Here is a 21,068-nt window from a genome sequence, read left to right on the forward strand (position 1 = left end):
GGACGACGACGGACTGCGATCAGTTGCCGTCGGCGTATTCGTACTCTCGTTCGGGATCGTCTACGCCTTCGGTTCGGGAGCCGACCCAGGCACCCAGCGAGAGCCCGTAGACGAGGTGGCCAGCGTGGAAGAGCGCGAGCTCGTCGGCCTCAAGGCGGATGTCGAGCAGTCCCTGCAACACGACCTGTACGCCAAAAGCGGACAGGGCCAGGCCGTAGATCGACCCCCAGACGAGCCCGCGCTGTTCGGGTTCGATCGATCGGCCCGCGTCGTACAAAGAGAACAACACGCCGAAGACCACACCCGAACTGATCCCGTAGAGCAGGTGCAGGGCGAGGGCGGCAACCGAGTGGTCGTCCGGATCGCCGCCGGCGACGTACTGCGACCAGAAGTTCGCCGACGGAGGCAACGATCGCAAGAGCGGCAGGCGGAAGGCGGTCATAATGAGCGTCGCAACGAACCCGCCTTGAATCCCGCGAACAACGGCGTCGGCGATGTGCTCCTCGCGTGAGTGTTCGTCTACGTCTTCAGTATGCCCCTCGGTTTCGGAAAGGGATCGGAGGCGATCGACGAGGATCATGGTCGTTTCAGGGACCCTACGCCGGACGACATCTTAACCGCCGGGCGCGCTGCTGACTGCATCCGTCCACCGTCTCGGCGACGGGCGAGCGGGACCGCACGGTGTCGTGACAACGTCCTTTTGCCCGCGCGGCCCGAACGACGGGCCATGACATCGGTCGAGGCGAAACGCGCGGCCGCCCGCGACGACCTCGCGGCCCGCGATGGGGTCCTCGTGGCCTTCTCCGGCGGGGTCGACTCGAGCGTGGTGGCCGCACTCGCCCACGACGCACTCGGCGACGACGCCGTCGCCTGCACCGCAAAGAGTGAGACGCTCCCCGAGGCCGAACTCGAGGACGCCAGACGCGTCGCCGACGAGATCGGCATCCGCCACGAGATCGTCTCCTTCTCGGAACTCGACAGCGACGCGTTCGTCGAAAACGACGACGATCGCTGCTATCACTGCCGGACGATGCGCCTCGGCGAGATGCAAGCGACGGCCCGCGAACTCGGGATCAGGACGGTCTGTGATGGGACCAACGCCGACGATCCGGGCGCTGGCCACCGGCCCGGCCTGCAGGCCGTCGACGAACTCGACGTCCACTCGCCGCTGCTGGCTCACGACATCACGAAAGCGGAGGTCCGCGAGATCGCCGCCCACTACGACCTCTCGGTCGCCGACAAACCCTCGATGGCCTGTCTCTCCTCGCGCATCCCGACCGGCCTCGAAGTCACCGACGATCGACTCACGCGGATAGAACGGGCCGAGGCCCTGTTGCGCCAGTGGGGGTTCGACCAGTTCCGCGTCCGCGACCACGACGGCCTCGCGCGCATCGAGGTCGCGCCAGAGGAACTCGAGCGCGCGCTGACCCGCGAGTTCGCGGAGACGGTTCGCGAGGAACTCTCGCGGCTGGGGTTCGATCACGTCACGCTCGACCTCCACGGCTACCGGACCGGCAGCGTCAGCCCCGCGGGCGACGAGGAGGCCACGGCGGAGTCGACGAGCGACGACTGACCCGCGTCCATCAGCCCGGCGTATTCGTCGATCGTCCGACTCGACACAAATCAAGTAGACAAACGGCCAAAATATAACCGCATTTCGCAGTATGAATTCGCCAATAGTGAAGATAGCGGCAGTGTGTTCGGGAATATTGCACGTTGCGATACGGACGTAGCTTTTGGGCTGATAGGAGTGATCGATGGATGCTGACGTGCCGCTCGAGTGGACTACCGAAGAGTCTCGGACCTACACCCCGACGCATACCGACCGAGAGATGGAGTATCGGACGTATCGCCACGAGTCAGGAGATCTCCGCCTCAAAGTCGCGCCGGCCTCGCTCGACGGCGAGGACCACCCCGGCTACGCGCTGACCGCGACGAGCTATCCGGGGCTGGATATCTCGGACACGATGCGAGTACGACGGGTTCTCACGTTCAGACGGTGTGATCGGATCGCACAGCAGTTCATGGATCTCTTCTCGGCCAGCTACGACGGCCCCGGCTCGCTCGAGGATGCACTCGAGTACGCCTACGAGCGCACCCGCGAACACCGGTAGTTACAGTTACTCGATGGACAGGTCGCCACCGGTGCCGTCGTCGCCGCCGTCCTCGTCCCACTCGAGTTCGAACTCGACGGAGAGTTCGCCGGGTGCGTCGGTCGGGCCTTCGCGTTCGGCTTTGACCTCGAAGGTCGGCCGAGCCGGCGGCTCGAGGGTGACCGACTCCGAACCGGCCGAGAGCGTGATCGCCTCGTCGGCATCCAGATTATCAGCGACGCGGCGGAGCAGCGACGCGATTTCGGCTCTGTCTAGATTGCTTTCGGACTTGAAGAGCACTTCTTCAGGCATACACCCAAATACGTCTCGAGCGTTGATATACTATCTGGCGCGACTGGTCGCAATACTGTCGGTCATACTGCCGGACAACAGTCAGTAAAGACTCGATCGCGTCCCGACGGCTGTCGCCGTCGGTGACAGCGACTCGAGTGCGATCGATGTCCGATACGGACTACTGTCAGTCATTGCTGGTGCAACCGCAACCCGCACTGCGGTTGCACCGGTACATTGGTACAGCAGACCGTATGAACCGTTTTGTCCGGCAGTATCAGTAGTCGCTGGCCAGTCCGTCGATCCATCACGACAGAAACTCGAGACGAACCGCACACTGCTTGAAATTCGGCTCCTTCGACCGTGGATCGACGGCAGCGGTCGTGAGGGCGTTGACGCTCGGATGGTGGATCGGCAGCCAGACGACGCCATCGGGGATCGCCGCGTCGGATTCGACGCGGACGGTGATCGCGGCACGCCGAGAGACGAGGCGTGCCAGCCGACCCCCGTCGCTCGTGTTCCCGGCGGCGGACAGCTCGAGGGAATCGACGAACGAAGCCGCCGTCGCCGGGCTGAGCCGCGCCGTCGGAGGTCCCTCCGCGCGGGTTCGTACCCCGGTGTTGTACGCGTTCGGCCGGCGCGCGGTCGTCAGCGTGAGCGGGTAGATGTTGTCTGGCGGGTCAGGAAGCGGCCGGCCCTCGGCGCTCGAGAACCGCGCCCGCCCGGACGGCGTCGGGAACGACCACGATTCGCCGGCATCCGCGTCGCCGTCGGGTCCGCCGTCGTAGTACCGGTAGCCGACTGAATCGTTTGCCGTCGGTGCCGGCCAGCGGACCGCACGATCGGCCTCGAGTCGTTCGTAACTGATTCCCGAGCAATCGGCCGGCGTGCCGGCGGTCAGCGCCGCGAACTCGTCGAAGATCGTCTCAGGCACGGGTCGTTCATCGAACAGGCTGGGGACGAGACGACCGGCGAGCTGGCCGATGATCTCGAGGTCCGTTTGCGCCGCCGCCGGCGGCGCCGTCGCAGCCCGCACCCGCGAGACGGTTCGATCCATGCTGATCGTTGTCCCTTCGGACTCACCCCAGGTTGCCGCGGGGAGGACGACATCGGCGTACGCGACCGTCTCGCTCCGGAAGGCATCCTGGACGACAAGGAACACATCGTCGAGTTGCTCGCGGACGCGAGTCGCGTCCGGCATACCCGCGACGGGGTTGGTCGCGACCGCGTAGACCGCGTCGATCTCATCGCCGATCGCGTCGACGAGGCCGACCGGGCCCGGCCCTGGCTCATCGGGAAGCCGCGAAACAGGGACATCCCAGGCCTCGGCGACCGCTCTGCGGTGGTCGAGGTTACCGAACGGCCGGTGGCCGGGCCAGGTTCCCTTCGCGGAACAGACGCGGGTTCCCATCGAGTTCGCCTGTCCGGTCAGCGAGAACGGCCCCGACCCCGGCCGCAGGTTGCCGGTCGCGAGACAGAGATCGATCAGTGCGCCTGCGGCCGCGGTCCCGTTGACGCTCTGGTTGATCCCCATCCCCCAGTACAGCAAGGCCGGGTCCTCGAGCGCGTCGGCCAGCCGGTCGACGTCGGCCATCGAGACGCCCGCCCGCTCGGCGGCGCCGGCCGCGTCGGGGAGGTCCGCACGGAGATCGTCGAAGCCAGTCGTCGCCGCGGCGACGAACGCCTCGTCGACCCGGTCGGTCTCGAGGACGCGAGCGAGGACCGCTCGAGCGAGCGCAAGGTCGCCGCCGGGCTCGAGCGGAACGTGGTGATCGGCGGCCGCGGCGGTCTCGCTGTGGACGGGATCGACGACGATGAGTCGAGAGTCGTCTTGGACCGCGGACTGGCGGATCCAACGGAATAGGACTGGATGTGCGACTGCTGGGTTCGCTCCCCAGATGACGTGGCTCTCGGCCACGGGGATGTCGTCGTAGGTCGGCGGCGGCGCATCGCTGCCGAAGGCGTCGTCGTAGGCGGTAACCGCCGACGCCATACAGAGCGTCGTGTTTGCATCGTAGTACCGCGTGCCGACGCCGCCGCGGGCAAGTTTCCCCAGCGCGTAGGCCGCCTCGGTGGTCTGCTGGCCGCTGCCCAGGACGGCGACGGCGTCGCTGCTCCGGGCGAGCGCGGTCCCGAGTCCGTCAGCCGCGCGCTCGAGCGCCCTCTCCCAGGTCGTCGCGACGAGGTCGCCGTCCTCACGGACGAGCGGCTGAGTCAGCCGCTGGCCGTCCGGCTCGGCAGTCTCGCGGATGCCACGGCGACACGCGAGGCCCTGGCTAACCGGATGGGCGGGATCGCCACGGACGGCCTCGAGGCTGTTGCTCCCGTTCGTGGCCGCCTGAAGCAATCCACAGCCGACCGCACAGCGCATACACGTCGTCGGGACGCGGTCAGTCACGACGCTCACCTCCGACGAGCAGGGCGACACAGGTCAATGACGATTCGTTCCACCGATCACGAGCGTCGAGTCGAGACGACATCGGTCGATTATCGGCCGACCCACTTCAGGACGAACAGCGTTCCCTCGAACAGCAGGATCATGGTGACGGCCACGAGGATCGGGGCCATCCCCGTCGGATCGAGCGTGAACATAAAGGACAGCCCCGCGAACGCCGCCCAGAAGTACAGGCGCTTCTGAGCCAGCCAGCGACGGGTCGTCACGCCCATCATGATCGCGAGCATGATAAAGAGCGGAATCTGGAAAACGATGGCGAGAAAGCCCATCAGCGTGATGACCAGATTGAACGTCTCGCCGAGTGCGTAGGCAACGATCGCACTGTCCTCGGCGTAGTAGGTGAAATACTGAAAGAGGATCGGCAACACGAGGACGTACGAAAACAGCATGCCGACCGCCCCGAGCACGACGCTCGTCGGCACGGCCGCGAGGTAGTACTTGCGCTCGTTTGGATACAGTCCCGGCCGCATGAACAGGTAACACTCGTAGACGAACGCCGGCAGCGCGACCATGATCCCGAGCAGCGACGCGACCTTGATCCGGGTCAGCCACAGCTCGAGGGGCTGGTAGACGTGCGGTGGCGGCGCATTGCCGCCGGAGGGGAACACGGAAAACCAGACGAACTCGATGGCCTGCGAAGCCCACAGCAGACCGATCGCCGTCCCACCAGCGCCGAACAGCAACACGACCGCCAGCCGAAGCACCATCTCTTCGATGTGATCGGCCAGCGGCATCTCCTCGTCGTCCGGCGGCGTCGAGACCCCACCGATGTCATCGTCGGAGTCCGGATAGGTCGGCTCGGGAGACGGGTGATCGCCGACGACGCCCTCGCCGTCGGTCTCGAGAGGCGGCGCCGCGTCGGCGTCCTCGAGGGGTGGCTGGGGCTCATCGGAGCCGTCCCGTGACTCTGTGGAACCCTCGGGGTCGCGGTCGTCCACCGGCTCGTCCGACATCTACGGGTTAGTGATAGGCCACCGGTTATAGGCCTTTTTCTTACGGTGACCGCGAGAAGGTGAGAAGGTCGTTCGATCAGGCCTCGAGCCCGCAGATCCACTCGAAAGGTTGATAACTGGATGTCAGTTACCCCAACCCAATGAGTTCTGCCCTCGACGAGGATACCGCCCGCGCCATCAACACCGGCCGGGAGACGGTCGGCACACTCCTCTCGAGCGCCCAGCAACACCTCCAGAAGGTGTTTATCGTGTTTCTCGTGGGCTTTATCGGCTCCTTCTATGCCCTTCGCATGGTCGTCTGGGACTTTCTCGAGGCGACTGCGACAAAGCAGATGAGCCAGACGGTCGCCGGCTCGACCGACATTATCACGCGGACGCCGTTCGAGGTGATCCTGTTACAGGCGAAAATCGGGATGATAACGGGAATCATCGTTGCCATTCCCGCATTGCTCTTTTTCTCCCGGGGCGCGATCCGTCGTCGTGGCTACCACAGCGTCGTGCCGATCTCGAAAGGCTACGTCGCCGGTTTCGTCGGGCTGTCACTGTCGCTGTTCGTCGGTGGGATCGTCTACGCCTATAGCGTCTTCTTCCCCTTCGCGTTCGCGTTCCTCGCAAAGAACGCCGTCAGCGCCGGCATCAAACCGAGCTTCGGCATTACCGAGTTCACCGAGTTCATGGCGCTGTTGACGCTGTCGTTCGGGCTCGCCGCCCAGTTGCCGCTCGTGATGAGTATTCTAGCCTACACCGAGATCATTCCCTACGAGACGTTCCGCGACAGGTGGCGACACGCCTTCGTCCTCATCGCCGTCTTCGGGGCCGTGTTCTCCCCGCCGGACCCGTTCACACAGGTCATGTGGGCGATGCCGATGATCACCCTCTACGTCTTTAGTCTCGGTCTCTCGAAGGTCGTCTCCAACGTTCGCCGACGCGGGGCGGCGAACTCCGAGGGAACAGGGACCGACCACGTCAAGCGACGCCTCCTCCAGTTCGGCGGCGCTCTCGCTGCCATCGCGGCCGTCGTCGCCGCCGCCGTCAACCAGGGGGCGTTCGACTACCTCCACGCGTCGGTCTTCCCTGCCCTCCCCGATCTGATTCGGCCGACGGGACCGCTCGGCCTCGAGACGACGGCGAACACACACGGCCTCGCCGGCGACATTGCGGTCGGCGTGACCGTTGCCGCTGCCATCGGCTTCGTCGTCCTGCTTGGCTACACGATTCGCGTCCTCCGGGGGCCGGTCTATCCGCGCGAAGACGACATCCGACGCGCCGACACCCACGAGGACGTCGACTTCGAGACGCTCGGGGCCGAGGACATCGCCGACATCCCGACGCCGGTCTTCCAGAATATGAGCGAAGACCAGGCGCTCGAGTATTCCCGGGAGGCGATGTACGACGATAACCGGGAGAAAGCCCAGGCCATCCTCGATCGGTTCGATTCGCTGGACGCCGGCGAGGGCGGTGACGCCACGGCCGCAGGCGACGCCGGTAGTGCCACAGCAGGCGGTGAAGGCGGCGGCAGCGGAGGCGATGGAGGCGGCGGAGGCGGCGGAGGTGGAAGCCTGCTTTCGAGTACCGCCGCGGGCATGCTTGATCCCTTCACCGAGGACGAGACGACCGAAGACGACATCGGCGGCTACGGCTACGATATTGCCTTCATCCTCAGCAGTCTCACCTCGAAGATGTTCTACATCGTCGGCTGGTTCATGCTCGTCGCGGGTGGGTCCTTCTTCTGGCTCTACTCGGGCGGGCTCCGGGACGTCTTCGTCCTGTTCCTCGATCGGGTTCCCCAAGACGTCCTCGCGAAAGTCGCCGTCCGCAACGACGTCGATCCCAGTGGGATGACCCTCCAGCAACTCATCAACGAGATGGACATCGTCGTCGCGTTGCACCCGGTCGAGGTGCTCATCTTCGAGGTGAAAGTGAGCACGCTACTCGCTGCCGTCGCCGTGTTGCCGATGGTCCTGTACTTCGTCTGGCCGGCCGCCAAAGAACGCGGGCTGGTCTACGGCGACCGGCGGACGTTCGTCGTCTGGGGCGGCTCCCTGCTCGTCGGCTTCGCCGTCGGGACCTACCTCGGGTTCTTCTGGGTTGCGCCGACGATCATCTCGTATCTGGTCTCCGATGCGATCAGCAACGGGATGGTCATCTCCTACCGGATCAAGAACTTCTTCTGGCTCGTGATCTTCACGACCGTCGGCATCGGCTTCCTCCTGAACATCATCGTCACGATGGCGTTGTTCCACGTCGGCGGCATCGTCAGCTACCGCTCGATGCTCGAGCGCTGGCGGCCGATCGTCGTCGGTATCTTCGCTCTCGCTGCCTTCGCCAGCCCGAAGGGTGTACTCACGATGTTGCTGGTCGCCTTCCCGATCGCGCTCACGTACCTGCTCGGTCTCGCGGTCCTCTACGTGCTGACCGGCGGTGGCCGGCTGTTCGGCGGTGGCGGCGGATCGGCGGCCGACCCCGACGCCGAGGAATCCGGAGCAGCGACCGCGGAGTGACAGTGACGGCCGTGTGTTTCCGGTGACTGGCGACCAACTACCCTTAAGTTGGAACCGTGCGAACGAGTTGCTAACTGATGCCCAAGATCAGCGTCGAAATCCCGCAGGAACTCCTCGACGACCTCGACGATCACGTCGGCGACGACGGAAAGTTCGTCAACCGTAGCGACGCGATTCGATCCTCGATTCGCAAGAACCTGGATATCTTAGACGAAATCGACGAGCGCCACGACCGCCTCGAGAACCAGGAGTAACTAGTCGCGCTCGAGTCGCTGTGCGAACCCGAAGTTCGGTTTCATATCCTCGACGCGGACTGTGACCGTCTCGCCGACCTCGGCCCCCGAGATGAACAGCCGGTAGCCCTCGACCGATGCGATACCGTCACCCTCGCTGCCGACGTCGACGATCTCGACCTCGAGTTCGTCGCCCGGTCGCACCGGTGCGGTGAGCCGCCCCTTGCCGATGAGGTAGATCTCGGAGGACTCGTCGCGGCTCGCTTTGGGAGAGGTCGCACGGACGTACTGGAACTCCTCCTCGACGTCGGCCCGGAAGTCGTCGACGTCCGGTCCTTCGAAGACCTTCACGACGAAGTCGCCGCCGCTGTCGAGCAACTCGAGGGCGGTCTCGAAGGCCTGCCGGGCGAGATGGAGCGAGCGAGCCTGATCGAGCGAGTACTCGCCGGACATGTTTGGTGCCATGTCGGAGATGACCGCATCGACCGAGCCGCCGGCGGCGTCGATGACGCGGTCGCGTGTTTTCGCCTCGGTCATGTCCCCACGCAGCGTCTCGACGTTGTCGTGCTCGTCGAAGTCCTTGATTCGCTGGAAGTCGACACCGATCACGTTCCCCTGTGGGCCGACCTCCTCGGCGGCGACCTCGAGCCAGCCGCCCGGTGCGGCACCCAGGTCGACGACTGTGTCGCCGCGGTCGAAGACGTGCTCGAGCTCGTCGAGTTGTTTGAGTTTGTAGGCCGCTCGCGAGCGGTAGCCTTCCTGTTTCGCTTTGTTGTAGTAGTGGTCTTTTCCTGCCATCGCGATATTACTCAGTTACCGCCAGTAGACGGTCGAGACGGATAGGTGACGCGACTTGCCGGGACGTGATCCGTAGGTGACGAGGAATCGGAGGTATCCCCCTCGAGGCGGAGCCAACTGCTGGTCACGTCGTCGCTATGAGAGCCGGTTAGCAGTCAGTGTCGACATCACCGCGACCGTCGTGCAGCGGAGTCGAGAAAGGGAGACAACCGACAGTCCGGGCCGGGGTCGATGCGAGCCCGCCCGCGCGTAAAGGGTGCCTTTTTATGGCAACCGTCCGTACGCCGAGCTATATGTTCAAGGCCATCGTGAGCGCCGAAACGCTCACCAGCGCGCTCGACTCAGTCAGCGTGCTGGTCGACGAGTGCAAGATCCACCTCGAGGCAGACGGCCTCGAAATCCGGGCCGTCGACCCCGCGAACGTCGGGATGGTCGACCTCTCGCTCGATTCGGCTGCGTTCGAGTCCTACGAAGCAGACGGCGGGCTGATCGGTGTCGACCTCTCGCGGCTGGAAGACATCGCCGGCATGGCCGACTCCGGCCAGCTCATCCAGCTCGAACTCGACGAGGAGACCCGCAAACTCCACATCCAGATCGACGGGCTCGAGTACACGCTCGCGCTCATTGACCCGGATTCGATCCGCCAGGAGCCCGACATTCCGGACCTCGACCTGCCCGCTGAGGTCGTCCTCGAAGGCAAAGACGTCAACCGCTCGGTGACCGCCGCGGACATGGTCTCGGATCACATCGCGCTGGGCGTCGACGAGGGCGAGGAGTTCTTCTATGTGAATGCGGAGGGCGACACCGACGACGTTCACCTCGAGTTGACCCAGGAGGACCTGATCGACCTGCAGGTCGGCCCCGCTCACTCGCTGTTCTCGCTCGACTATCTCAAGGACATGAACAAGGCAATCCCGGGCGATACCGAGGTCACGCTCGACCTCGGCGAGGAGTTCCCCGTCAAGATCTACTTCGGCTTCGCGGAGGGACAGGGACAGGTCACCTACATGCTCGCGCCGCGCATCCAGAGCGACTAAACGGCCGTCGTCGACTGTTCTGCCGGCCTGCTCTGATACTTAAAACGTCGATATGGACAGGGGAGTGGCTACTCTGTGACGTCCCCTCCGGTGTGCTATGCCCTCCCCGAACGATTCAGCAGACGAGCCGACAGAGGAGTACGTCACGGTGTTCGATCCGGCGGATGGCCGGCCAAGCGAAGCCGTCGTCACCGCGGTCGCCACACGACTCGAGCGGGACCCGACCGAGCTGTCGCCGCTGTACGATGCCGTCGACCCGGGCGCGCTCAACGAGCTGGTCGAACACGCACACAGAAAAGCCACCGACAGTGTCCATCTGATCTGGTTTACCTACGAGGGATTCTCCGTCGGCGTCCGAAGCGACGGGAGAATCCAGATCGAAGACGCCACCACGGCCACGGCCAGTTGACCGGATCGTCTACACCGCCAGTTACCCTGCCTGCATCACTTAGTCCTGCTCGTCGAGGAATTCCAACAGGTACTCGTTGACCAGCTCGTCGTTCTCGATGAAGAAGAGATGCGAGCCGCCCTCGATCAGTTCCAGCTGACTATTGGGCAGTTTCTCCTCGAGCAGGCGCGCGTTCTCGACGGGGACGACGCGGTCGTCGGTTCCATGAAGGATCAGCGTCGGCACGCGGACCCGGCCCAGACGCTCGCTGACGTCGAAGCTCTGGACGGCGGCGGCCTGGGCCTCGCGAGCCGGATCATCGGCATCCTGCTCGAGTCGCCACTCGATGATCTGATCCATCAAGTGGGGGTTCCGGTTGGTGAACCGCTCGGTGAACGCGGGACGCATGCGGTGACGGATGAGCTGCCGCTCGTTTGCCCCGTCGGGCGTCTCGAACATGTGTGCCTGCGTTTCCTCGGGCACCGGTGCGGCGTCGGGCCCGCCGTGGGAGGTACAACACAGCGTCAGCGACTTCGCACGGGTGTACTCGACGGCGTAGCGCTGGGCGATCATCCCGCCCATGCTCGCACCGACGAGGTGGGCGTTATAGATCCCCGCATCGTCGAGGACGGCCTCGAGGTCAGCGGCAAGCCCACTCATCGAGTAGCCCGCCAGTTTGAGCAAGACGAGTCCGCGGAGCATCCCGGGCAGCCGCGGGACGAGCGGCGGTAAGCCGACGTCGGAGCGGCCAGTCCCCCGGTTATCGGGCGCAATTACATTGTAGCGATCCGTGACGGCTTCGCGTTGCCACCGCCACATCCATCGCCCGAATCCCAGCCCCTGAACGAAGACGACGGGCGCGGTTCCGTCGCCGTCACTCTCGTCGCGCTCGTAGTAGATCGACACACCGTCTCTCGTCGCCTGTGGCATACTCGCAGTGACGTGTCGAACGCTCTTGAAATCGATCCTCGAGCGCGGCGGTGATAAAACGTGATTACGATAATCAGCGCGTTTATCCCGCCGGAGTAATTTCGTTTTACCGATGCAGCGACTCCACGCCCGGTACCCGTTTCTCGCGGCCGCTCGCGAGTCCGTCGCGACGGAAGCGGTCGATCTCGCGACCGTCGTCGAGCAAGACCGGGCGGTCGTCGACCGCGCGCGCCAACGTGTAATTACCGCGCTCGAGGAGGGTGAAGTCGGCGAGCCACACCGCGATCCGCGCGTCGAGTTGCTCTCCTATCCCGTCGCGCGGGTACTCGTCTCGCTGGTCGGCGAGCGCGTGCTCGTCCGCAAGTACGCCCGCGGGGAGGCCGCGACGGCCTACGACCGCTTTACCGCCGACATGGCCGACACCACCGAACTGAAAAGTGTCGCGTCGACGGGGCTCGAACTCGCAGACCTCCTGACTGAATTCGACCTGCAGGACGACGTCCGCGAGGAACCGGGCGGCGACAGCTACCGCATCGACGTCGGGGCCTACCTGCCGCTTGCCGAAGACCTGTGGGAAGATCGGTGGCGGCTCGTCAACCGACCGCTGGAGAGGGGCGAGGTGCCCGTCGATGAAGACGAACTCCTCGCGCTGCTCCGAGAGGCGATCCGGGGCCGGATCGAAGACGGGCTGCCCTTCGAAGTTCCCGAGACGATTGCACGTGCGCTCGAGGACGACGTCGCCGACGTTCGTGAGGTCTTAGCAACGCTCGATCTCACGCAGGACATCGACACCGTCGTTCCCGACCTCTTCCCGCCGTGTATGAAGGCGTTGCTCGATCAGGTCCAGAAGGGCGAACACCTGCCACACCACTCCCGCTTTGCGATCACCGCTTTCCTGACGAGTATCGGCATGTCGACCGACGAAATCGTCGACCTCTATCGAGTCAACTCGTCGTTCGGCGAGGAGATGACGCGCTATCAGACCGATCATATCCGCGGCGATAGCTCGCCGACGGAGTACTCGGCACCGGCCTGTGCGACGATGCAGTCCTACGGTGACTGCGTGAACAAAGACGACCTCTGCGAGCGGATTCCACATCCGATGGCCTACTACGAAAAGCGACTCGAGGAAGCGGAGGACGACGACCTCGAGGACTGGCGGGAGGACGAGCAGTCGGCGAGCGGCGACTGAGACGGTCTGCTGTCCCGAGTTACCGGTGCACCCGCAGCCAGGTCGCGGGTGCGCCCAAACTGACTGACAGTGGTCCGTCTGAGATGGCTCCCGTTGCTGGTGGTTCCGAGTGTTGTTTCGAGATCGGTGAGATAGTCACCGAGACGACCGAGAGAAATGAGCCAGCGCTAATGTAGCTCTCAGGCGCTGACGTCGCCACCGTCGGACTCGAGGCTGTCGTCGGAATCGTCCAGCAGGTAGGCCAAGGCGACCCCGACTGCCGTCATCACCAGGATGAAGCCGACGATCACCCAGACGAGCATCCACCCGCCTTCGAGCGAGAGCGTGCTGTTTGCGGCGCCGTAGGACGATCCGATAGCGAACATCGCCGCCAGCATCAGTAAGACGGCACCGACGGAAACGACGATTTCGATGAGCGATTCACGTTCGACCATTGCCTGAGCGATTTCGCCGGCCCAGTCAAAAGCGCTTCGAAGGGGTTCTTGGACGGCGATCGGGCGATAATTCCCTGTGTTCTGTCGTCGGTCGCGTATAAACGACGGACATGGGCATGCAGGCATGGTGATTATGTCCGTCGGATTCCTATAAACGTCGAATAGCCAGCCGACTATCGCTTCCCGTTCCGACGCATCCATGAAAACAACAGCGTCACCGAAAGCACCGCTACCAGTACCACGCACAGCCCACCTCCCGAAGCGATCGCGCCGCGCACACACCGAACCAATGTCGGTGTTGCCACTCGGCGACGGCCTTTACGAGGTCGAGTCGGCGAGCGGCCACACCTATCTCGTCGATCTCGAGGCGAGCCGCTGTACGTGCCCGGATCACGTCTTCCGCAAAACCCGGTGCAAGCACATTCGCCGGGTCGCCCTCGAGATCACGGCCGGCCGGACGCCGCCGCCGGGCGAGGTTGCGGTCGACTGTCACGACTGTGGCAACTCGGTCTTCGTCGACGAGGACGCGACCGCGCCGTTTTATTGCGACGAGCATACGATCTATCCGGGCGACACCGTCATCGACCGGGAGACCGGCGATCGGCTCACCGTCGTCGACGTCTCGGACCTGCGGGCCGACGCCGTCGAAATCGGGGCGGCCGACACGACCGTCGCCGAGTACGCGACGAACGAGGACTACGACCCGGACGTGCCCGTCGTGGGCGCGGTCTATCCACACGCGACCGTCGCATCCAACGGCGTCGTTCCCGTGTCGCTGAAAGTCTATGTCTTCCCGCGAACGCGGCTCCGAAAGGTGTAACGGCCGACCGAGACTCGATTCAAGAGCTTACTCGAGCAGTTCCGCAGCCTCTTCGACATCCATGACGCCTTGTTCGACGGCATTGAGCACACGGAGGAGTTCCTCGTCCGGGCCGTCATCGACACTGCCATCGGCAGCGGCTTCCGCCAGCGTGACCTTCTCCGATTGGCCAGTGAACTCGGAGAAATCAGTACCCTCCGCGAGTGCCGTCTCCTTTTTGACCCGGTAGTTGCCGCCGTCGGTCACGTAGAGGTCACCAGGATGGAAGAAATACCAGTCTTCGCGGTCGAAGCGGACGCCGATCCGGGGTTTCGCGCCGAAGTTCTGGGCGAAGTAGATGAGCGCTTCGACCTCCTCGCCGGTGAGATAGATCGGATCGCCCGCGCTCGATTTCGCCTCGATGGCGTAGAACTGGTCGCCGTCACCGGCGAGCACGTCGGGGAGTTCGCGGTCGGTCGCAGCGCCGCTGGCGGGCGCACGCATCACCGCGAAGCCGGCCTCGTCGAGCGCGTTGACGAGTTCGCGTTCGCGGCGGTCGCCCTTCGCATGGGACATATAGCCCTCTCTCCCGCGGGCAGTAATAAAAGACCGGACGGCGGGACGGCCAGACGGGACGGTTACAGCGGGACTGTCGCCGCGAGGTCGACCAGCAGCGACGTCGACGGATCGGCAGCCTCGAGGTCATATTCGAGGGCGAGATACAGCAAGCCGAACTGGATGGCGTTGAACGCGGCGTGGGCACCGATCGGCACGACGAGATTGTCGGTTTTCGCATACAGCAGGCCGAAGATGATCGAGCCGCCGAAGACGACCACGACGGGAACGAGGGTCGCGAGCAGCGAGTCGGAGAGAACGGCATACGACATGATGTGGATCAGCGCGAAGATCGCGCTGGCGACGACGACCGCGGTGACCCGGTCGAACGCTGCATAAAGCCGTTTCTGAACGATATTTCGAAAGAGGAACTCCTCGGCGGGCGCGTTGAAGAAGAAGACGATCCCGATCATGATCAGGACCATCGTCTGATCGCCGCCGATGTAGGTCGCGACCTGGTTCTCCGCGGACGGCAAGGCGAGGACCTGCACGACCAGGCTGACGAAGATGTAAAAGACGAAGCTCCCGAGGACGCCGGCGAGGACGTAGAGCCAGCCGCGTTTCGTCGGCCATCGGAGGTCGACGTACGACCACCCGCGGCCGGTCGCGGCGAGATAGAGCGCGCCGGCGAGGACGAAGCCGAGGAAGTTCAGGATCAGCAGGAGCGTTCGGCTCACGAGCGAGGCGTCCGTCGGAGACGTCGCCAGCGCCGGCTCGAGCGCGATCGCGGGGAGGGTCGTAAACTGGCTCGCGAGGATTCCGAACGCTGCCAGGCCGATCGCGACGAGCGTCGTCCGGACTGGCCCGTCGCGATAGCGTGATGACGTTTCCATAGGAGGAGGTACGGCGACTGGGCCCTTGGGCGTTCCTCTCTCCGAACCGGTCGGCTCGGCGACCCGTCACTGGTCAATCAGCGAGGACCGGCCCGCTCTCCTCGAACAGCTGTGTCAGCAGCCGCTGCTGACCGATCCGCAGGTGGCGGTTGACCGTCGGCTGTGTCACCTCGAGCAACGCGGCGATTTCCTCGCCGGTGCTCTCGCGAGGCCACTCGAAGAAGCCGGCGAAATACGCCGTCCGGAGCACCTCGAGCTGGCGATCGGTCAGCGCATCGAGCAGCGACGTGACGTGTTCGCTTCGGGTTCGCATCGATCGCTCGACGTCGTGGCGGGCCTGTAGTTCGACAGTCGGATACCCTTCGCGGAGCATCTCGACGAACTCGCGGACGTCGGTCCCCGGCGGGACGTCGACCGTGACCTCGGTTCCGGTGGCATCGGCGTGCATCGAGCGTGGACTGCCGCCGTGGCGGACCAGCCGCGAGGCGATGACCTCGCCGGCGACGGTCGCCTCGAACCGGCAGTCGGTTTCAGTCTGACTGATGAGCCGGGAGTCAGTCACCGAGACGAGGTCATCGAGCGCCGCGTGTACCTCGTCGGGCGACACGCCACTGGTCTCGAAAAACAGCAGCGTCTCGTCGCCTGAATGCGTCCCAAGTCCCGCATACTCGACCCTGACACCAGTTTTCGCTGCGATCCGAGAGAGGAGGTCGTCCGACCCCTCGAGTCGGAGCGTCAGCTCGAGCGTCCGTTCGGCGTGCAGCGCCTCGCGCGTTTTGACGGCGTTGATCGCGTTTGCGATCCCGTCGCCGAGTTCCGTCACGACGGTCTGCTCGAGGTCAGCAAAGGCACCCGGTTCGTCCGCGTACAGCGTGAGGACGCCATACGAGTACTCCGCATGCGAGAGTGGAACGCTGATGACCGACTGGAAGCCCCGGTTGAGGGCAGGTCGCCGCCAGTCCTCGCTCTGGAGCCCGTCGACGACGTTCGAGACGACCGTCGGCGTCTCGGTCCGGGCGGTGCGGACGGCCGGCTCGGCTGACGCGTCGTATGCGAGTTGCATGTTGTCTAAGTAATCCTGACCGGAGCCGGCCCAGGCGCGGGGTTCCAGTCGCGTGCCGCTGGCATCGAGCTGGCCGATCCACGCGAACGCGATGTCATTGGCCTCGACCAACCGTTCGGGGACGGTCTGTTCGATGTCCGTGCGGCTGTCGGCGCCGATCAGCGACTGGTCGATCCGTCTGATGAGTTCGGTGATCGAGATCTGGCGGTTGAGCCGGCGGTTGCGCTCTTCGAGTTCCGTTTCCCGCTCGCGAAGACTGGCTTCACTCTCGAGGCGGTCGAAGGCGGCTTCGGTCGTCGCGACGAGCGTCTCGATCAGCCGCCGGGCGTTGGCGTCGATCGGCTCGCCGCCCGACGCGACCGCGAAGACGCCGTGATCGCCGATCGGAACGACGACCCCACTCTCGACGCCTGGCCCGAAGATCCGCGACTGGTCGAACGACGCGGGATCGTCGACGACCATCCCCGTCCCCGTGACGTAGACGTTCCAGAGGGCAGTATCAGTGTCACCGACGGCGACCGACGCGGTACCGTCACAGAGGTGTGCGAACTCGTCCGTGTAGGCGATCGGCTCGAATCGGTTCACATCGGGGTCGAGGTGATACACCGCGACGCCCGCGGCCTCGAGGACGTCAGCGGCCGTCTCGACGACCAAGTCCGCGACCTCGTGCTCACTGTCAGTACCGAGGAGGTCGCGTGCAGCGCCGTGGAGCGATTCGAGGGCGAACTCGTGTTCCTTTTGCCCGGTGATGTCCTGAATCGTCCCCCGGACGCCGACGATGTCGTCGGCTTGGTGGCTGTCGTCGGTGCCGAGTCGGTCACCTTTCCGGACAGGTTCGCCGATAGAGCGGACCCACCGTTCGTTCCCGGTAGCCGTTCGGGCCCGGTGTTCGATATCGTAGCTCTCGCCGGTCTCGAGTGCCGCGTCGACGGCCTCGTGGACGGTCGCTCGATCCGCTGGGTGTGGAAACGAGGCCGCGCGATCGGGGCTAACGTCCGCGTCCGATGGCAGTTCGTACAGCCGACGCATCCCGTCCGTCAAGACCACGTCCGGTTGGTCGTCACTGACATCGAGTTCCCAACCGCCGATACTGGCGAGTCGCTCGGCCTGTTCGAGCAACTCCGTCGTCCGCTCGAGTTCGTTTTCGTGTCGTTTGCGCTCGGTGATGTCGTTGTTGATCCCGACCATCCGAGTGCCGTCACCGTCGTCGACGACCCGACCGCGGGCCCCGACCCAGACCCAGGCTCCGTCCTCGTGACGGAGCCGAAACTCCGTCTGGAACAGTTCGTCGTTCTCGATCGCGTCACTGACTTCTCGCTCGACGCGGTCGACATCGTCCGGATGGACGCGCCGTGTGAAGGCGTCGAACGTGCCCCCGAACGCGCCCGGTTCGAGTCCGAGCAGCCGCTCGTACGTCTCGTTCCAGGTGACTTCGTCGGTGTCCAGATCCCACTCCCAGACGGCCGTGTTCGTTCCTTCCAGTGTGAGTTCGAGCCGCCGTTTCGTCTCGCGGAGATCCCGCTCGCGCTCTTTGCGTTCAGTGATATCGCGACTGATCGCCAGATACCGGTTTTGGTTCTCGAGATCGAGACAGATGAGGTGGACCTCGACGGGAAACGTCGAGCCGTCGTGACAGCGGTACTTGCCCTCGAACTTCCGACGGTCGCCGACCGCCATCTCCTCGAGCATGGAGAGGGCCTCGGCTTCATCCACGTACATATCGTATTTCCAGACATTCGTGCCGAGCAGGTCGTCTTCGGTGGACCCGAGCGCGTCTACGAGCCGCTGATTGACGTCGACGATCGTCCCCTCTGTATCGAGCACGTTGATCATATCGGGGGAGTTCTCGAACAGCGCCTCGAGTCGGGCGCTCGTCGTTTCCAGGCGGCGCTCGCGCTCTTTGCGGTCGGTGATATCGCGGACGACGCCTGCGGTGCCGGTGAACTCGCCGTCGACCATCGGCAACAACGCCATGTGGTTTTCGACGTCGATCGTCTCGCCGTCGACGGTCTCGAGGACCATCTCGAACGTCTGTGACGGTTCGCTTTTGCTGAGCAAATCCCGAATCCGATCCTGTGCCGTCTCGATGTCCTCGGCAGCCATCACTGTCGAGACGTGTTCGCCGAGCAACGAATCGGGCTCGTAGCCCGTGATCTGTGTCAGCGCGTCGTTGACAAAGCGGAAGTTCCCGTCCGCGTCGATCGTATATACCACCTCGTCGAGCGCCTGAATGATCGTCTCGGTACGCTCGAGTTCGCGTTCGCGTTCTTTGCGCGCAGTGATGTCCTGTGCCGCACCGCGGAGCGCGACGATCTCGCCGTCGTCTCGAACGGGCTCACCGATACTTCGGATCCAGCGCCGGTCATCATCCGCTGTGATGATTTGATTTTCGATATCGTACGTCTCACCAGCCTCGAGTGCGCGGTCAATGACTTCACTGAGTCGCGCCCGATCCTCTGGCGCAATGTATTCGAATACCTGATTGAGATCGAGCTCCTGCTCGGGTGAGAGCCCAAAGATCCGGTAGGTCTCGTCAGTCCATCGCACGTCGGCGGAATCGTCGGTCACGTCAAGTTCCCAGGCCCCCACGTTCGCCAGCCGCTGGGACTGCTCTAACAGATGCGTCGTCCGCTCGAGGTGGGCTTCGCGTTCACGAAGCCGGCGTTCTTTTGCCATGCGGTCGGAGATATCCCGACCGATGCCGACTTCGACCGGGTTGCCGTCGGGATCGGCGAGGACCGACGCGATGAACTCGTAGGGGATCTGCTCGCCCGACTTCGTCTGCAGCGCCGCTTCGACGCGGGTCTCGCCCGTCTCGAAGGCTTCGGTGATCGAATCGCAGATCACGTCCCGATCGTCCTCGTCGAAGAAGTCGAGGGCATGCATGTCGTCGATCTCGGCATCCGAATACCCCGACACCTCGACCAGCGTCTCGTTCCAGCGCTGGAGGTCTCCGTCCTCGTCGAGGATATAAAAGACGTCGTCTAACGCATCGATGACGTCGGTGGTGAACTGCTCGTGTCGCTCGAGCCGCCGCTGTTTCTCGAGGCGCTCGCTGACATCGCGACCGACGCCAACGATTACCTGTTCGCCCGCCGGGTTCTCGAGGGCCGACGCGACGAACTCGTAGGGAATGGACTCGCCATCGCTGGTTACGATCGGGGCGTCGACACGTGTGGACCCGGTCTCGAGAACCTCGTCGATCGAGTTCGCGAGCCGGTCGTGATCCGCCTCGTCGAAGAACGCCAGCGCATGCATCGACTCGACCTCGGCGTCGGTATACCCTGTCGTCTCGCACAGACTCTCGTTCCACTGGCGTACCGTGCCGTCCTCGTCGAGGAGATAGACGACATCGTCGACCGCATCCAGCATGTCGTCGGTAAACGCCCGTGCTCGCTCGAGACGGCGCTCCCGTTCCCGAATCCGCTGGACGTAGGTGCGGTGTTCGAACGTCTGGCTCACCCAGCGAGCGATCAGTTCCACGAACGACGTTTCAGCGGGCGTAAACGGCCGCTCCCGGGGCTCGCGGTCCAGAAAACAGATCGTTCCGCAGTAGTCGCCCTCGACGATGATCTGTCCACCGAGATGGCAGTTGACGTCGAGTTCGTCGGCGATCGGATGGTCGCCCCACTCGACCACAGCAGCGTCGTTTGGTCCCTGCCGGTCGTCCGACTCGAGCAGGTCGTCACAGGGCTCGGAGAGTTGCAGGACCGTCCCTTCGAGGTCGGCCTGGTGTCCGACGGCCGCCTCGATCTCGTATCGGTCGGTCGATTCGTCGAACCGGGAGACGAACCCAGTCTCGAGACCGAGCCGATCACAGCCCAACTCGAGTAGGTGACGGATCGTCGCCTCGTCATCCATGTTCGGATCGGACGTGATCCGGGACAGTTCCCGCCGGTACCGTTCGCTCTCGGCGCGTCGCCGTTCTCGATCACACACTGCAGCCGTCAGGTCGGTGACGGTCTCGGAGAGGTGCTCGAGTTCGTCGTCGCGATCGACCTTAACGTCGATCGGCTCGTCGACGGTCGGCGGTTGCGCCGGGGGTTCAGACGCGGGCAGCGGCGACTCGTCCTCGAGTCGCGAGGTGAACTGCCGAAGCGCGTCGGTGAGGCGCTCGATGTCGTTCGACCGATCGGAGCCACTCCGTGCAGCAAGACCCACGACGAGCAATCCGGGTCCCGTCTGCGTGCCAACTCCTCGAGGCACCCCCTCAGAGAAGAAGACGCCAGCGGCGATCAAGACTGCAACACCGATCACTCCGAGCAGACCCGCACGCGACCACCTCGTGTCATCTGCGAGCAGTCCGCGCTGAACCGCGATCCCGTCCATAGTACGCCTATGGAATGACTGGCAATGATATGAGCGGTTTATTTCAGTCAGCTATTCAAATCATCATCACAGTGGTGGTCGAGTACAAACCGTGTCGGTCGCAGCGTCGGCGGATTTGGGACGT

The 21,068-nt window shown here is 64.2% G+C and carries 18 protein-coding genes; 8 read left to right on the top strand and 10 right to left on the bottom strand.

Annotated features, from left to right (window positions below):
• Positions 1-19 precede the first annotated feature (19 nt).
• Entirely contained in the window at positions 20-580 is a 561-nt protein-coding gene (locus E2L06_RS19325) for a hypothetical protein (RefSeq protein ID WP_138783183.1), read from the bottom strand.
• Positions 581-727: 147 nt separating this feature from the next.
• On the opposite strand from E2L06_RS19325, the gene larE reads away from it, so the two are divergent.
• Positions 728-1,573: an ATP-dependent sacrificial sulfur transferase LarE gene (gene larE, locus E2L06_RS19330; RefSeq protein ID WP_138783184.1), complete on the top strand. Its 846-nt coding sequence runs from the start codon at positions 728-730 to the stop codon at positions 1,571-1,573.
• 184 nt (positions 1,574-1,757) lie between these two features.
• Complete coding sequence (locus tag E2L06_RS19335; protein ID WP_138783185.1) at positions 1,758-2,114, top strand: hypothetical protein; 357 nt, start codon at positions 1,758-1,760, stop codon at positions 2,112-2,114.
• Positions 2,115-2,120: 6 nt separating this feature from the next.
• On the opposite strand, the gene E2L06_RS19340 is transcribed toward E2L06_RS19335, so the two are convergent.
• From E2L06_RS19340 to E2L06_RS19350, 3 genes are all read right to left on the bottom strand, one after another.
• Complete coding sequence (locus E2L06_RS19340; RefSeq protein WP_138783186.1) at positions 2,121-2,405, bottom strand: amphi-Trp domain-containing protein; 285 nt, start codon at positions 2,403-2,405, stop codon at positions 2,121-2,123.
• 286 nt (positions 2,406-2,691) lie between these two features.
• Positions 2,692-4,755 carry an assimilatory nitrate reductase NasA gene (gene nasA / locus E2L06_RS19345; protein ID WP_249361528.1) on the bottom strand — a complete coding sequence of 688 codons (2,064 nt, stop codon included), beginning with the start codon at positions 4,753-4,755 and terminating at the stop codon, positions 2,692-2,694.
• Positions 4,756-4,871: 116 nt separating this feature from the next.
• Positions 4,872-5,792, bottom strand: a complete 921-nt coding sequence (locus E2L06_RS19350) for a twin-arginine translocase subunit TatC (RefSeq protein WP_138783188.1) — start codon at positions 5,790-5,792, stop codon at positions 4,872-4,874.
• Positions 5,793-5,932: 140 nt separating this feature from the next.
• Between E2L06_RS19350 and E2L06_RS19355 the strand changes: the two genes are divergently transcribed.
• Together E2L06_RS19355 and E2L06_RS19360 are read left to right on the top strand one after the other, a co-directional pair.
• Positions 5,933-8,293 carry a twin-arginine translocase subunit TatC gene (locus tag E2L06_RS19355; RefSeq protein WP_138783189.1) on the top strand — a complete coding sequence of 787 codons (2,361 nt, stop codon included), beginning with the start codon at positions 5,933-5,935 and terminating at the stop codon, positions 8,291-8,293.
• A gap of 77 nt (positions 8,294-8,370) precedes the next feature.
• Positions 8,371-8,547 carry a CopG family transcriptional regulator gene (locus E2L06_RS19360; RefSeq protein WP_138783190.1) on the top strand — a complete coding sequence of 59 codons (177 nt, stop codon included), beginning with the start codon at positions 8,371-8,373 and terminating at the stop codon, positions 8,545-8,547.
• Here the strand turns inward: E2L06_RS19360 and E2L06_RS19365 are convergent, their stop codons facing one another.
• Positions 8,548-9,324 (bottom strand): 23S rRNA (uridine(2552)-2'-O)-methyltransferase, encoded by a 777-nt coding sequence (locus E2L06_RS19365; RefSeq protein ID WP_138783191.1) that lies wholly within the window; start codon positions 9,322-9,324, stop codon positions 8,548-8,550.
• A 293-nt stretch (positions 9,325-9,617) separates the two neighbouring features.
• Between E2L06_RS19365 and E2L06_RS19370 the strand changes: the two genes are divergently transcribed.
• Positions 9,618-10,361 carry a DNA polymerase sliding clamp gene (locus E2L06_RS19370; protein WP_138783192.1) on the top strand — a complete coding sequence of 248 codons (744 nt, stop codon included), beginning with the start codon at positions 9,618-9,620 and terminating at the stop codon, positions 10,359-10,361.
• Positions 10,362-10,458: 97 nt separating this feature from the next.
• Entirely contained in the window at positions 10,459-10,770 is a 312-nt protein-coding gene (locus E2L06_RS19375) for a HalOD1 output domain-containing protein (RefSeq protein ID WP_138783193.1), read from the top strand.
• A 39-nt stretch (positions 10,771-10,809) separates the two neighbouring features.
• Here E2L06_RS19375 and E2L06_RS19380 read toward each other — a convergent pair whose 3' ends face one another.
• Positions 10,810-11,679 (bottom strand): alpha/beta fold hydrolase, encoded by an 870-nt coding sequence (locus E2L06_RS19380; protein WP_138783194.1) that lies wholly within the window; start codon positions 11,677-11,679, stop codon positions 10,810-10,812.
• 112 nt (positions 11,680-11,791) lie between these two features.
• Here E2L06_RS19380 and priL point away from each other — a divergent pair, with 112 nt between their 5' ends.
• Positions 11,792-12,871, top strand: coding sequence for a DNA primase regulatory subunit PriL (gene priL / locus E2L06_RS19385; RefSeq protein WP_138783195.1), 1,080 nt, complete (start codon positions 11,792-11,794; stop codon positions 12,869-12,871).
• A 179-nt stretch (positions 12,872-13,050) separates the two neighbouring features.
• On the opposite strand, the gene E2L06_RS19390 is transcribed toward priL, so the two are convergent.
• On the bottom strand, positions 13,051-13,305 hold the full coding sequence (locus tag E2L06_RS19390; RefSeq protein WP_138783196.1) for a hypothetical protein: 255 nt from the start codon (positions 13,303-13,305) through the stop codon (positions 13,051-13,053).
• A 199-nt stretch (positions 13,306-13,504) separates the two neighbouring features.
• Between E2L06_RS19390 and E2L06_RS19395 the strand changes: the two genes are divergently transcribed.
• Positions 13,505-14,125, top strand: a complete 621-nt coding sequence (locus E2L06_RS19395; protein ID WP_138783197.1) for an SWIM zinc finger family protein — start codon at positions 13,505-13,507, stop codon at positions 14,123-14,125.
• A gap of 27 nt (positions 14,126-14,152) precedes the next feature.
• Here the strand turns inward: E2L06_RS19395 and hjc are convergent, their stop codons facing one another.
• The 3 genes from hjc to E2L06_RS19410 form a co-directional block, all read right to left on the bottom strand.
• On the bottom strand, positions 14,153-14,680 hold the full coding sequence (hjc, locus tag E2L06_RS19400) for a Holliday junction resolvase Hjc (RefSeq protein ID WP_138783198.1): 528 nt from the start codon (positions 14,678-14,680) through the stop codon (positions 14,153-14,155).
• Between the two features lie 62 nt (positions 14,681-14,742).
• On the bottom strand, positions 14,743-15,552 hold the full coding sequence (locus tag E2L06_RS19405) for a CPBP family intramembrane glutamic endopeptidase (RefSeq protein WP_138783199.1): 810 nt from the start codon (positions 15,550-15,552) through the stop codon (positions 14,743-14,745).
• A gap of 73 nt (positions 15,553-15,625) precedes the next feature.
• A complete protein-coding gene (locus E2L06_RS19410; protein WP_249361526.1) occupies positions 15,626-20,944 on the bottom strand; it encodes a PAS domain S-box protein in 5,319 nt (1,772 codons plus the stop codon).
• Positions 20,945-21,068 lie beyond the last annotated feature (124 nt).

Origin of the sequence: Haloterrigena sp. H1, from assembly GCF_005938085.1 — an archaeon.
Classification (GTDB): domain Archaea; phylum Halobacteriota; class Halobacteria; order Halobacteriales; family Natrialbaceae; genus Natrinema.

What these genes read in the sequence shown, in the direction of transcription:
- nasA (WP_249361528.1), bottom strand. Translation starts at nt 4,755, where the DNA reads ATGCGCTGTGCGGTCGGCTGTGGATTGCTTCAGGCGGCCACGAACGGG.
- E2L06_RS19375 (WP_138783193.1), top strand. Translation starts at nt 10,459, where the DNA reads ATGCCCTCCCCGAACGATTCAGCAGACGAGCCGACAGAGGAGTACGTC.
- E2L06_RS19395 (WP_138783197.1), top strand. Translation starts at nt 13,505, where the DNA reads ATGAAAACAACAGCGTCACCGAAAGCACCGCTACCAGTACCACGCACA.
- larE (WP_138783184.1), top strand. Translation starts at nt 728, where the DNA reads ATGACATCGGTCGAGGCGAAACGCGCGGCCGCCCGCGACGACCTCGCG.
- E2L06_RS19410 (WP_249361526.1), bottom strand. Translation starts at nt 20,944, where the DNA reads ATGGACGGGATCGCGGTTCAGCGCGGACTGCTCGCAGATGACACGAGG.
- E2L06_RS19370 (WP_138783192.1), top strand. Translation starts at nt 9,618, where the DNA reads ATGTTCAAGGCCATCGTGAGCGCCGAAACGCTCACCAGCGCGCTCGAC.
- E2L06_RS19365 (WP_138783191.1), bottom strand. Translation starts at nt 9,324, where the DNA reads ATGGCAGGAAAAGACCACTACTACAACAAAGCGAAACAGGAAGGCTAC.
- E2L06_RS19325 (WP_138783183.1), bottom strand. Translation starts at nt 580, where the DNA reads ATGATCCTCGTCGATCGCCTCCGATCCCTTTCCGAAACCGAGGGGCAT.
- E2L06_RS19335 (WP_138783185.1), top strand. Translation starts at nt 1,758, where the DNA reads ATGGATGCTGACGTGCCGCTCGAGTGGACTACCGAAGAGTCTCGGACC.
- E2L06_RS19390 (WP_138783196.1), bottom strand. Translation starts at nt 13,305, where the DNA reads ATGGTCGAACGTGAATCGCTCATCGAAATCGTCGTTTCCGTCGGTGCC.
- E2L06_RS19355 (WP_138783189.1), top strand. Translation starts at nt 5,933, where the DNA reads ATGAGTTCTGCCCTCGACGAGGATACCGCCCGCGCCATCAACACCGGC.
- E2L06_RS19360 (WP_138783190.1), top strand. Translation starts at nt 8,371, where the DNA reads ATGCCCAAGATCAGCGTCGAAATCCCGCAGGAACTCCTCGACGACCTC.
- priL (WP_138783195.1), top strand. Translation starts at nt 11,792, where the DNA reads ATGCAGCGACTCCACGCCCGGTACCCGTTTCTCGCGGCCGCTCGCGAG.
- E2L06_RS19405 (WP_138783199.1), bottom strand. Translation starts at nt 15,552, where the DNA reads ATGGAAACGTCATCACGCTATCGCGACGGGCCAGTCCGGACGACGCTC.
- E2L06_RS19350 (WP_138783188.1), bottom strand. Translation starts at nt 5,792, where the DNA reads ATGTCGGACGAGCCGGTGGACGACCGCGACCCCGAGGGTTCCACAGAG.
- E2L06_RS19340 (WP_138783186.1), bottom strand. Translation starts at nt 2,405, where the DNA reads ATGCCTGAAGAAGTGCTCTTCAAGTCCGAAAGCAATCTAGACAGAGCC.
- E2L06_RS19380 (WP_138783194.1), bottom strand. Translation starts at nt 11,679, where the DNA reads ATGCCACAGGCGACGAGAGACGGTGTGTCGATCTACTACGAGCGCGAC.
- hjc (WP_138783198.1), bottom strand. Translation starts at nt 14,680, where the DNA reads ATGTCCCATGCGAAGGGCGACCGCCGCGAACGCGAACTCGTCAACGCG.